The sequence below is a fragment of the Coleofasciculus sp. G1-WW12-02 genome, from assembly GCF_040219735.1.
In the GTDB taxonomy this organism is placed as follows: domain Bacteria; phylum Cyanobacteriota; class Cyanobacteriia; order Cyanobacteriales; family Coleofasciculaceae; genus Coleofasciculus.
Genome location: NZ_JAVJRX010000102.1, coordinates 43,498 through 56,547, shown reverse-complemented (window position 1 = coordinate 56,547; position 13,050 = coordinate 43,498). Strand labels below are relative to the sequence as shown.

9 protein-coding genes are annotated in these 13,050 nt (G+C 45.1%); 6 read left to right on the top strand and 3 right to left on the bottom strand.

What is annotated here, in order from left to right:
- Window positions 1-403: 403 nt before the first annotated feature.
- The 4 genes from RID09_RS17215 (at window position 404) to mltA (ending at window position 3,575) form a co-directional block, all read left to right on the top strand.
- Window positions 404-772 carry a Mo-dependent nitrogenase C-terminal domain-containing protein gene (locus RID09_RS17215; RefSeq protein WP_446337153.1) on the top strand — a complete coding sequence of 123 codons (369 nt, stop codon included), beginning with the start codon at window positions 404-406 and terminating at the stop codon, window positions 770-772.
- A 53-nt stretch (window positions 773-825) separates the two neighbouring features.
- Entirely contained in the window at window positions 826-1,596 is a 771-nt protein-coding gene (locus RID09_RS17210; RefSeq protein ID WP_446337152.1) for a hypothetical protein, read from the top strand.
- A 462-nt stretch (window positions 1,597-2,058) separates the two neighbouring features.
- Window positions 2,059-2,316, top strand: a complete 258-nt coding sequence (locus tag RID09_RS17205) for a hypothetical protein (RefSeq protein WP_446337151.1) — start codon at window positions 2,059-2,061, stop codon at window positions 2,314-2,316.
- 80 nt (window positions 2,317-2,396) lie between these two features.
- Window positions 2,397-3,575 carry a murein transglycosylase A gene (gene mltA, locus RID09_RS17200; protein ID WP_446337150.1) on the top strand — a complete coding sequence of 393 codons (1,179 nt, stop codon included), beginning with the start codon at window positions 2,397-2,399 and terminating at the stop codon, window positions 3,573-3,575.
- Between the two features lie 29 nt (window positions 3,576-3,604).
- Here the strand turns inward: mltA and RID09_RS17195 are convergent, their stop codons facing one another.
- Entirely contained in the window at window positions 3,605-4,054 is a 450-nt protein-coding gene (locus tag RID09_RS17195; protein WP_446337149.1) for a hypothetical protein, read from the bottom strand.
- Window positions 4,055-4,658: 604 nt separating this feature from the next.
- Here RID09_RS17195 and RID09_RS17190 point away from each other — a divergent pair.
- Window positions 4,659-6,980 carry a dynamin family protein gene (locus RID09_RS17190; protein WP_446337148.1) on the top strand — a complete coding sequence of 774 codons (2,322 nt, stop codon included), beginning with the start codon at window positions 4,659-4,661 and terminating at the stop codon, window positions 6,978-6,980.
- Between the two features lie 953 nt (window positions 6,981-7,933).
- Here the strand turns inward: RID09_RS17190 and RID09_RS17185 are convergent.
- Window positions 7,934-11,188 carry a protein kinase domain-containing protein gene (locus RID09_RS17185; RefSeq protein WP_446337147.1) on the bottom strand — a complete coding sequence of 1,085 codons (3,255 nt, stop codon included), beginning with the start codon at window positions 11,186-11,188 and terminating at the stop codon, window positions 7,934-7,936.
- Window positions 11,189-11,595: 407 nt separating this feature from the next.
- Here RID09_RS17185 and RID09_RS17180 point away from each other — a divergent pair, with 407 nt between their 5' ends.
- Window positions 11,596-12,255: a class I SAM-dependent methyltransferase gene (locus RID09_RS17180; protein WP_446337146.1), complete on the top strand. Its 660-nt coding sequence runs from the start codon at window positions 11,596-11,598 to the stop codon at window positions 12,253-12,255.
- A 278-nt stretch (window positions 12,256-12,533) separates the two neighbouring features.
- Here the strand turns inward: RID09_RS17180 and RID09_RS17175 are convergent, their stop codons facing one another.
- Window positions 12,534-12,878, bottom strand: coding sequence for a hypothetical protein (locus RID09_RS17175; protein ID WP_446337145.1), 345 nt, complete (start codon window positions 12,876-12,878; stop codon window positions 12,534-12,536).
- Window positions 12,879-13,050 lie beyond the last annotated feature (172 nt).

Genomic DNA, 13,050 nt, shown 5'->3' with positions numbered 1-13,050 from the left:
GTCTCAGGCAAGACCTATTTTGGGAAAAGAGCCTGGGCGCACTCGCCGATGTGACTGAATTTCCTTTTCCACATTACTTTGGAAAGGCTCGTACACCCAGGCTAATTGATGAGCCAAACACAGACCTGAATCCTTACCTTTATAAATACTGCTTTTAAGATGCGCTGCTTATTGATTAGAGCAGCCTATAGAACCCAGTTTTCTTAATATCTGGGGGATCACCAACAGAACCGAAATACCTTGAATCCACTAGCTTTTGCTCGTCTGAAGTTTACAGAACGTGCAAAATTCACGCTGAAACTTCACTAAACCTTTACGGACATTCATCCGGTGTAAATGCCAGAGTAGTTGTAGGTAGATAACAAGTGGTTTAGTTGGTTTGTTGATAGCACAGGAAAGATTTATGAGTGTATCTGATTTTACAGCAAAGAAACTGATTTTTACGAAATGGGTTTGGATAGAGCCAAAACAGCCGTCCTCAACCCCAACCCAACCTCCCCAACCGAAAAAACGGTTTGATTTGCTCAAACCAATTAAACGGTGGATTGATGGGGTTGAAGTACACAATCCCCAACTGGCACACTTGATCTGCCATCTGATCCCCGCTCAATGTCCCTTTGAGCGCGACATTAAACTATTTGGGCGTACCCTATTTCACATTCCGCCTCTGTGTAAGCTGAATCCCTTCTATGAGGAAGTGGTAGGGTTACGCTTCCGGGCGCTGTGCTATTTGGCAGATGAATGTGGTGAAGATATTTCCGCTTATTGTTAAAATTCCAAGACTGGGAATTTTAATGTTAGGCGTCGAACCCTTTATCACACAGCATGGCAATCATTGCTCTGAAAGCCTGGTATCTCCAGCAATACGAACCGATTAAAGAACTGGAGAAACGCCCTCACGATCTGCGGTTAAGCAAAAACAGCTTGCTCAAGTCCGGGTTAAGGGCTGACTTCTTAGACGATAGTCAGGATGTCAAAGAATCGGAATGGTTTGGGCGCTACCTGGATGGGGAAACGGTAGAGTTTTACATCGAAGGTAGCGGCGGCTATGCCATTTCCAATATTGATTTGATCTCCCACGAGATTTACTTCACCAAGCAAGAGGTGATGGCGCAACTCGATCCGATTATCTTTTTGAGTCATCAAACTGAATGCTCTAGTGCAAGTGTTGCGCTACGGGATAGCCTCAATGACACCCTTGAGGGTTTCAATCAGCGATCGCGTCTCCCCCTAACCCTACAACAGTCCCGTCGCCCTGCGGGTGAACCGATGCGCCTCAGTAGTACCCAGATGCGCCACATCCGTAAGAGTTTGCTGTTTGTCGCCGATGGTACTGCGATCGCGAAATTGGACAGAGAACAGACACCCCTCGTGATCCCCAGCCCTCAAGTCTGTGTCGAAATCGGTTACGCCCTAACCAGCAAGCGCCGAGAACAAATTTTGCTGGTGCAGATGGAACGCCAAGACTTACCAGGACAGTTTCCCTTTGAGGTTCCCCAGCACCAGCAGCTATTATTTCGCCAACCTGAGGATTTACAAAAGACTTTGCCTGTGGTACTAGAAACATTACTGCAACGGTTTAATGTATTAACGTGATTTATCTAGTTGTGGGAGGAAAGGGGGAGCAATAAGACCCACGCCATAATTTTTAATGGGGCGTTGGGATACACTGGACTTCCCCAACCTCAATGTTGTAAATTGACATTGGCTTCGATATAGATGCTCACAAAGCTAGTTGAAATTGCTGCAGTGTGAGTTGAGTAACGAATTCGATAATCAACAACCAACGCAAATCAAACTAACTAGTACCGCGGGGCTCGCGGGAATGGAAACTGCCTGTACAGACGGTCTACCGGGGACTCAAATGTATTCGTCTGAGTCTAGGTAAGTGTCGAAATCCCGCAAGGCTTCCGCCGTGAGCGTCAGCCGAACGGGAAAAACCAGGAAATCCAAGTTGTGAAGCTTGGAAGCCCACACCAAATCCAAGATTCTGGTGTGGGAGGATGTCACCTCTCGTGGTCAAAGATAATAATTGGGATGGATTGAGGAGAAAATTTCATGCCAAGAACTCCAGATGAGTTTGCCGTTCACATTCTTATCGCTGGCGGACACCGGGAAGAGGTGCGCTTTACCACAATTCAAGAGTTTCAGAAATGGTATAGTAGCGAACTCATGCCCAAATCGACCTCGAACGACTTTATCAGCGTCCCGATTAAAAATATTCAGGGCGAGTATATGGTAGTACGCCCTTCCAGCGTTTTAGCGATTCGGGTGGAACCCATCTTCGGGGGTAGCGTAGAGCGATTTTTGGATTAAGTCTTTTGTCATTAGTCATTGGCAAAACCCAATGGCTAATGATTAATGATTGATGATACGACGTGACAGTTTTGACCAGCATGAGAAAACAACTGACGAGTCTATCCCTGAGTTTAGGGATAATGCTGTTCAGTGGCAGCAGTTTGGCTGTTCCTAATGTTCCTCTAGAACGAATAAACCCCGATACTTCATCGGTGACACTGGACTCTCTAGGGTTCGATGAACAACTCTGGGGGACTCCTGAACAGCCGGGGGATCGGCAAGCTTTACTTAAGTCGATTGACCATAGTCTGCGCTATCTGGCGACGCCTAAAGCGGCGGCGACGTACCAAACCTATCCCATCCCAGGGATAACCCTGGAACGAGTGCGCCGTTCCCTGGTACGATTTCGTCAACTCCTACTCACATCCAGTTCTCCAGCCCAACTACAAGCGGCGGTGAATCGTGAGTTTGAGGTTTACCAGTCGGTGGGCAATGATGATCAAGGAACAGTCTTATTTACGGGGTACTTTGAACCAATTTATGCTGCCAGTCGCACCCCTAGTGCAGAGTATAGCTATCCCCTTTACCGTTTACCGACGAACTTCAATAACTGGAGGAAGCCTCACCCGACTCGCGCTGATTTAGAAGGAGTCGATGGGTTTGGCGGAAGTAGTTCTCTGTCTGGATTAGAACTCGTCTGGTTGCGCGATCGCTTCCAGGCATTTTTAGTTCATGTTCAGGGTTCTGCCCGTCTGCAATTGTCAGATGGTAGTCTGATGACGGTTGGTTATGCGGGTAAAACTGATTACCCCTATACCAGTGTGGGGCGAGAATTGGTCAAAGATGGTAAGTTACCCCTTGAGGGGTTAACGCTACCGGTTTTGATTGATTATTTCAGTCAATTTCCGAGCGAACTGGATCAATATTTACCCCGGAATCAAAGTTTTGTCTTCTTCCGGGAAACCAATGGCGCACCTGCTACTGGAAGCCTGGGTGTGCCTGTAACAGCCGAACGCTCCATCGCCACCGATAAGTCCTTAATGCCTCCTGGCGCTTTGGCGTTAATTCAAACTCGGATTCCCTATCCTAACGTCCAAGGGCAACTCGAATCCCGTTGGGTGAGTCGCTATGTTCTGGATCAAGATACTGGGAGTGCGATTAAAGGACCTGGACGAGTGGATATATTTATGGGAACAGGTGTTCTCGCTGGCGATCGCGCAGGAGTAATTGGCGGTAATGGAAACCTATACTATTTATTGTTGAAAGATTCTCGGTAACTGGGGATTGAGACATAAGAAGCGACGTTCTATCCGAAGGTAGCCGCCGCTAAATCAATGTCCATATCTTCAGGTAGTTCAAAACGAGATAGAAAACGCTTGAGCGTAGCAAAGCGATAACCCACCAACAAGCCCAGATGCAAAGGATTTTCGGGATCACCGTTTCCTTTGAGTACCTCAACTAATGGTTTGGGGGGTTGGCTGGGGTGGAGAATACGATTATGAGATTTTCCCAAGGAACAGCCTTCCCAAAACTGGATGCGTTTTTCTGAATCGGGTGAAAAGTCTTGGATATATACCTCAATCGCGTTTTCCAAAAACTGTAGCATTTGCTGAACTTGCGATCGGTTTTGTTGCCAAAGTTGACTATCCGGGTCATAATCTTGAATCACTTGACAGGTCAACTGAAGACTTTGTAAAGTCGCTTTGAGTTGGTATTGCTGACTTAAAATAAATCCATCCAGATCAGGTGATGACATAACGGTTCATTAAGAGTTAGAGGGATCAGCGCTATGGTGTTGGGCACTGCCTATCCCAATTTTGGCAAATGGAAGAGGCAACAGGTAATATGTGATTTCAATCATCATAACTTGAGTAAGCAACCCCGGTCTAAAGACACGGAGCTTCAGCTAATTAGCTGAGGTTATGCTTACCAGCCTAAGTATGATACTAAATTCTAGTTGGATGGCACTGCCTTAAGCCCTGAACTAAAGGATACTGTTGGTTGATTAAATAGGGGGTCAAACCCCTCACCCAACCCCTGCCCGCCTTTACTAGGAGGGAAGCGGAATATATTTTTATTTGGAGGGGCTTTCAGGCACCCCCTTCCCACCCCTGTTCCCGATTAGATCCCCCTCCCGTCTCCCAACCCCCCTCGGGAGGACAGAGGATGCGGGAGCTTTTTTTGCACGGGGGAAGCCAGAGGATGCGGGAGCTAGGTTTTTCAACTTTGCCAACCGGATCATTTATTTCCTGGTGATACAAGTCACCCATATTCCTATACGAGTCAGCGACATTCAGCTTAAGTTAAACAGCACTGACTTTGGAGTAATCTTATGGTTCATTCAATAATAATCTGGTTTCATGAATACCAGCCAACCCCCCCGGACGAGAGCGCAACGAATTGACTATATCATCGAACAGCGTCAACCGCTAGCTCAGGAAATACAACGGGTAGAAAGCCATCTCGCTCAGCTTTCTTGTGCCCTGCGCGAATTAGAACTGTATCGCCAACGGCTGGAGGTATCTTTCGGTGAGAGTGAAATGCAAGAGAAATTAAATACAGTTCATCTATCTTATCTGCTCCAACAGCTTCAAATTGAATCAGAGAATCTGAATAATCTGCAAAAACGCTTCTCTCGTCCTACCTTAAATATTGGTGTTGTCGGATTGATGGGACAGGGGAAAAGTACGTTACTTAAAACATTGAGTGGACTCACCGATAATGAAATTCCAGCACTAGAAGGAGGCGCTTGCACGGCGGTTCGCAGTACAATTGAAAATTGGCAAAGGGAATCCTTACCTAACAAAGATTCAGAGAAAACAGGGATTCAAGTTAATGGGGTTAGCTCTAGTTTATATGGTATTCAAGACCAAATAGTTTTACCTAAACCCACAACCTCTGTTCAAGTCGAAGTTACGCTGCATTCTGAATCATCATTTTTAAACGAAGTCATTTATCCCTATTATGACGAACTCGGTTGGGCGGAGAAACCCCCTAGTTTAGATGAGTTTGCCAATCAGATATTTCCCGAACAAGAACTAGGAGGGGCGAGTGATGAAGAGATGTACAAACGCCTGTGCTATGATTATCATCGAAATCTCAGTCAGTATCGCTCGTTGATTCGGTCAGGAAATCCGCGATCGCTAAAAATTAAGGCTGAGGAAATTACCGATTATGTGACGCAAAAACGCGATGGTACTCAGCAGAATAACTTAACCACGTTCAAACACCTAGCGGTGAAAGAGGTTAAGATAGTTTGTCCCTTTAAAAATCCTGATGTTGGCAAAATTGCGCTAGTGGATGTTCCGGGTTTAGGCGACTCCAAGTTAGGCGATGAAACGCTGATGCTAGAAACTTTGGGCAATGAAGTTGATGTGGTTTTGTTTATCAAACGACCTGATCCTCAGCGTTATCAATGGCAACGCCTCGATACCCAATTGTATGATAAAGCGGCGCAAGCTCTCAATGATCTAGAAAAACGGTCATTTATGATTTTAAATTATAGTCGGAGAACGGAGAATCTGAGAGCTTGCCAACGTCTTCAGCAAAATATTGATACGATTCAGGTGGTACAAACAGGAATTGCTGATTGCTCTGATTCAGAAGACGCCAACCGAGTATTTAATCAGGTTTTGGATTATCTAACGGTTAATATTCAAGACTTAGATAGGCGATACGCAAGTCGTTGCCAAAGTAACCTGCAACAACTGCATGAGCAGATTAATCGTGAACTGGAAAAATCGACTCAAGCGTTGAGTTATTATTCGGGAGAATCTCGCCAATTTAGGCGATTATTCGAGCAACTGTCTCAGGAACTTATCCAGGGACTTTTAGAACTGAGAAATCAACTAAAAGAGCAATGTGAAGCGATTGATCCAGATTTTCAGGTAGCGGTGCAATCGGCATTGAAAAACTGCCAAACGGATAAAGGGATTCCAGATACGGATCAGGAGATTATCAGTCGGAGTTGTGAGTTTGAGTTTAAGGAATCCTATCAAGCTATCTACCGAGTTTACATTAGGGAACTGCGAATTCATTTATCTCGGCATTTTTTACAAGTCGATAAGGGATTGAGGTTGTCGATTGATAAAGTTAAATCGTTAGTTACTGATGTTTTTGTGAATCAAGGCAGGTTGGGTGAATTAACCTCAACCAGAGGGGCGGAGTTTCTCAAAGATATGGCAGATTTAATGGCACAACGGGGAAACCAACTGGAGTTAGGGTTTAGAACGCTTTGGGAGTTCGAGTTTTCTTATGGGAGTGTCCTTTTACATTTAATTCGGAAACAATTGGATGAGATACTGCAATCGGATATTGATTTAAGTATTGCGGAAGTTATCGGTATTTTACCTGATCCGTCTAATGCTTCAGATGTGCTAATAAATTTGGAAAAGTTGCATGATAAATCGGTTGCGGCTTGTCAGGAGACGTTAAATAGTTGGCTGACGGCGCCGAGTCAAGCTCGTTATTATATGGTGCAGGAATTTATTGATTTGGTGATTTATGCGAGAGATATGAAGCGGGAGTGGGAAATTTTTCTGAGTGATGAGGATATTCGCGCAAAGGTTTGGGTAGAATTTAAGGAGTTAGAAACACGGAAGCAAGATCAACAGATGTGGCGTCAGGCGGTGGCAAAGGTGGCGAGGATGAATCAGGCGTCAGCGATGGTGTTTTTAAGGTAGTAGATAATCCCTTTTTGCTGGGGCGATTAAAATCGCTGCTACACAAACAAAGTCCGCCTGCGCGGACTGAATTATAAAGGGGGTAGATAACCATAATTTGGTATCAATTGTAGAGGTAGGTTTAGCTACATATGCAAGAACTAAAGCCCTGAACTCAAGTACTCTAAGAGAAGCCGATCCGCGTCTACGGGTTAAAAGCTAAAATCCGTTAAAACAGGTTCAATTTATCCAGTAAGCTTTAGCTTACTTTAGCTTTCAGCCGGAAATTTATTTCCTGGCTATACAAGAGTCAGTGACAGTCATCAGCAGTAAATTGTAGGGGCGAGTTTAGGGAAAATTTTAGGGGCGGGTTTAGGGACTAAATTCAGCTCCCCACCGATAAATGAACACGGAATTAGAAGTGGCTGATGGTAATTTTGACCGGGCGAGGTAGTTTTTACAACAAGGATTGGCGTTGGTGCCGATGACTCGCCCTGAAAGGGAACAGCGCGATAGGTTAGAGTCTCGAATTCAAGCGATTCAAGCTCAATTTGATGCTTAAACGGATAGGATTGGGGCTGGATAAAGAAAGTCTACTTACCCAAGTTTAATAAAAGTCCGCGTAGGCGGACTTTGTTTGTATAGCTGCGAATTCTATTCGCCAAGCTTTAATAGTGCAAGGTGTGTATTATTGGTGGGTTACGGCGGATATCAAATTATAGGGGTATTTCCTGGATTTAATTCCGCCTAACCCACTCTATTCCATCCCCCCTAGCCCCCCTTTGAAAGGGGGGAATAAAGGTGGTAAAAGAAGGGGAACCATCACCTAAAGACGCTTCTGGTATCACATCTGAAACACCGCTTCCTTCTTGCTCCTTTCTTTGCTCCCCTCTCCCTTGGTGGGAGAGGCGATGGGGGTGAGGGGGTTTTACCTTAAGTTGACACCAATGCACGTCAGTGCGCCCCTACGTGTATTACATTTTTCGCTCCATCTGAGCAAAATGTTCCAACAGCAATCGGTGAATAAAAATATACCCGCCTCCTACCTTCTGTAAAAAAATCTGCTGCGTCGCATAATCCAGAAATCGCGCATAATTCCAGGGAATACAACCACTAAAATACAGCACTAACCGTAACGTAAAATGCTGAATGCAAGCAATCCCAGCAGGCGAAAATAACCCAAACAGCAATCCAATCACTGCACCAAATAAAATCGGTACTCCCACCATTTGCCCCAAAACTGCCATGGTAAACACCCCAATCAAGCCAAAAATTAGCGCATTTTGTGCCGACTGCCATATCCCTTGATTGGGAACTGTACTCGTTTCAATCCCGCCCCCAGTTAACCCGCGCAATAATATAAAAATTAATCCTGTCCCTACTCCACTTAATCCATAAGTTAGCCCCTCAATTATCGCACTCCCACTGGGCGAAATTAGCCAAAAAATTAGACCACTGCTGAAACCAAATATTAATCCCACCGTCAACCCAATTCGTAACCCCGGTAATATATTCCGTTTCGCTTTTACCCATGACCATTTTAATGTTTCCACGGGTTCAATCTGATTCATAATCAAAGCCACAATTAACCCCGCCATTAACCCACCGCCGATTCCCATAATTAACCCGGCTAAGACACCGACGCTCTGTCGAAAAATCATCTCGACATTTAGTCCCCCGCCTAACCCGATAACTAATCCCCCGATTAAACCAACTCCCATAGCATACAGCCATTTTTGCTCCTTTGTTTCTAACCAACTCGGCTGCAATCGCTCAATTAAAAATACGGTTTCTGAGGCTTGATGCATCCGCTTTGCCAGCCAAATTAACCAATTAATTACCTGGTCTTTTCTATACTTCCCTTGACCCCGTTTACGCTTAAACATCCGCTGAATGTAACTGTCAAATAAGTGCTTCCGCCACTCTTCTAAACCACTCATTTGCGGTAACTCGTCCAGAGATATTCCCTGATAAGCTAGGGTAATAATACTTAACATTAAAGGAGATTGTGCTAAGTCTTGCAATGTGGTATCCGATCGCAGAACTTGGCGCACCGCTGTAAGTTGCGTCCCAGCGCTGTTCAGGTAGCGATCAATTTGGGCTAAAGTAAGCGGTTGTAGACAAATCGCGGCTTGTAAGTTCAGGCGGTGCTGTAAGGCTTGATAATCCCGAATCCGACTACAAACTACGAGTTCAGTTGTGCCATGTTCGCTACTAAATTGATTGATGGCGGTGACACAAGCCTCTCTTAATGTAATACTTACTTCGTCTAAACCATCCAACAATAGTAACAATTCTCCGGAATCAATCCAGGTTTTACCAATATCTTTAGACACTTGATATTTCGTATAAAGTTCGTTAACTAACCAGTCAGCAATGGTTTGTTTCCCCCCTGTCCAAGAGGATAGATTGAAGACCACAGGAATCGGGTGATTACTATCGGTTTCTGCCTGATCCAATACATCGCGAGTTAATTCTAAAAGAGTCGTGGTTTTCCCACTTCCCGGTTCCCCTAAAATCAGGAGTGATCGCCCCTCGCCCATCGCCAGAAACTTGTCACTGACTCTGATTCCCGGTAATAGGGTTTGCTGGAACTCCCCGGAACCTTCCCAAACCAATTCCCAAGGGCGTTCGACTAAATCCAGGCGTTCTTCTAATCCCAGTTCAATTAAGACGCGACCATGCAATGAGGTTTCTAATACCCCTTTGATCCAATAGTTTCTCACTTTATTGAGTAATATATGGCGAAATTGAACATCCTGGCGAGTTTGTTTAGTTTGGGGTTTGGAGGGAGAACTTGAGCGTGGATATACCCTATTTCCAGAGGATACGGGTTGAATTAAATAACTCGGTACGGGTTCGGTAATATTTTTTAACGATAAGTTACCTAAAAATGTGGTGGGTAACTGTAAATGATTTTTTACCAAATCATAAACGAGCTGAGAAATACAAATCCCTCCCGGTTGTGCCTTTCCTTCTAAACGAGCAGCAATATTCACCCCATTGCCCATGACATCGCTTTCACTGACAAAGACATCGCCTAAGTGAATGCCAATTCGATGTAAAATGATGTCATTCTCTGATAAAGTTTGGGCGGCTTGAGCCAGGGATTGCTGAATTTCAATGGCACAATCCACCGCCAAAACCGCACTGGGAAAATACATCAACAAGCCATCCCCCGTAGACTTAATCGTCTGTCCAGAAAACTGCTGACATAATCGCCGCATTAACTCTAAATCCCGGTGAATTAAATCCAGGGTATGTTCTTCATCCGCCGACATCTTGGCACTAAATCCCACACCATCAGTAAACGCGATCGCGGCTAGGGTGCGCTGAGTCTGAAGCTGAGACGGTAAACTATTTACAGTTCTCATGGGACGGGGTAAAGTATTGCTAGGTAAGGGGATTGTCGCACTAGAAGGCAAGGATGCGATCGCGTCTAACACCTCCCTCACAGTTCCATAGCGATCGCGGATATCTTGACACACCATTTTCTCTAAAATGTCATGAAAACGTGAGGGTTCGGCTAACTGTTCCCGCCAAATCACCTCACCCGTTTTCGGATTCGCTGGCAAATGATGGGGTAATACTCCAGTTAAGGCTTGAATCCCCAACATTCCCACCGCATGAATATCGCTACTAAAACGCGGTTTGCCAGCACATTGTTCGGGAGGCATATAACCAGGTGTACCAATAGCAATCGTCACCACTCCTGGGGAACCTGTCGCCGTACTCACCTGTTTAACCGTACCAAAATCAATTAAAATAATCTTGCCATCCGCTGCCCGTCGAATTAAATTAGAGGGTTTAATATCACGATGAATAACTTGGTGTTGATGAACAAAGTTTAAGATCTCTAAGATATCCCAGACTAAACTGATAACCTGCATCTCATCCAATCGGCGTCTCGCCGATAATTCGTGCCGTAAATCATCCCCTTTTATATGTTCTTGAACTAAATAAAATTGCTGATTATCTTCAAAATGAGCCAAAAGCTGAGGAATCTGGTCATGATTCCCCAACTGATACAACACCCGTGCCTCGGTATCAAACAGGCGGCGAGACGCCTCTAACACAGATGGATTTGCCACCTGCGGCTTAAGTTGCTTGACCACACAATGGGGGTGTCCAGGTAAATCGCGATCGCGTGCCAGGTACGTTTCCCCAAACCCCCCACGTCCCAACGGTTGGATAATTTCATAACGCCCACGTAGTCGTGTCCCAATCATAAGATTTGTGTAGACTCTCAGCAGGTTTTATTGACCGCACAAGTGATATAATTTTGCCATAGACTTTCCCAAAATCACTTTCCGTCTCAATCGTAACGCCAACAAAATTTTCTGTTCCCCTCCGCTGCCATCTTCCACGCAGCATCTAAAAAAAATGAACATCCAATTTTTGGGTTTTTCAGTCAACGGCTTCACGGTTGCGGGGGCGACTGTAGGGGTTTGGTAACCAAACCCCTACGGTTTGGGTGCATTTGCCGTAAAATTACATAATATTTATTATATGTAGGGGCGGGTTTCACTATTATTTTTTCTGACTTCACAACAGATGCGACTAAACCCGCCCCGACTATTACGGAATGGCTGTATTCATCGTTGCTTCCTGTTCCCCGTTCCCTATCTAATCACAAATGACAAATGACGAAGGACGAATAACAAACCCAACCAATCTCTGGACATCGGCTTACCATGCGCTATCTTATTTAGAGCGATCTGATAATCTCCCCCATCGCACTGAAGGTGAAGCCGTCGTCTTGGAAGAGGTTCCTCAAACAGTCAAACGTATCCTCGACTTAGGCACTGGAAACGGGCGTCTGCTGGCACTTCTGAAAATTGACCGCCCCCATGTCGAAAGTATCGCGATCGATTTTTCGCCCACAATGCTTGACGCTGCTAAACAGCGGTTTGCTGGGGATGAGACAGTAAAAATCAAGGCACATAATTTAGATCATCCCTTGCCAGAGTTAGGTAAATTTGACGCAATCGTTTCTAGCTTTGCCATTCATCACCTAACTCATGAACGCAAGCGTTCCCTCTATGCTGAAGTCTTCAACTTCCTGGAACCCGGTGGTATTTTTTGTAACTTAGAACACGTTGCTTCTCCCACGCCAGAACTCCATGAACATTTCCGCGCTTGCATGGGGATTGCTGACAAACCCGATGATCCCTCGAATAAATTATTAGATGTAGAAACTCAACTGAAATGGCTACGGGAAATCGGTTATACTGATGTCGATTGTTACTGGAAATGGCTAGAACTGGCGCTTTTGATTGGCAAAAAAAGCATATAGCAACCGCCATAGCGGTTAGAACACATCATTTGTTCCAGACGTTCCGGCGGAACGTCTGGAACAACAGTTCGCTTGTCCTAATCGATGTGTCTACTGCTATACAATAGAAAAGCGAAAATAAACTTTTGTATAGGGGCGGGTTTTACCGATAACCTTTAGTCGTTATCTGATAACTTGACTAAACCCGCCCCTACCGAATGTTCCAGACTTAGCCTGCTACGTCTGGAACATCCCCATCTCCCCTATCTCCCCTATCAACGGTGAAAAGTCACAAGCATTTACTGGTTCCACACTTCATCAATAGGCGGTGGTTCAGGGGGTAGGGGACGCGATGAAAGGGGCTTTTCGTTCGTTTCTGAGGACTGATTTAAGGTGTGCATCGGATTGTTACCCCGGATAGTTCCCACCCAATTATTTTGATTCTGGGGTGTCAAGGTGGATAAGGCATTGCCTCGATCGAGCAAATAACTCAGATGATGTAACCCTTCACACAATCGGTGTAAATGGGCGCAACGATACTCCGCCGCTTGCCAATCTCCAGCTTCTAGGGCTTCAGCGTATCCGCGCTGTAAAGCTCTAATGAGTCTGAGTTGGGTTTCAATGATGGGATAGTTTAGAGTCATTCCTTTAGCTTATGTTCACAATTTTACCTGGTACATACTCCCTGATGCGAGCTAATCGCTTTGGACTAGGTTTTTATACTGAACGTGGTTCTTACTCTTGAGGAAATACACGAATTTATCCCTCATCTCCTATCTCTCATCCTTTTCCCATGAGCGGGGTGTACTTCATCGG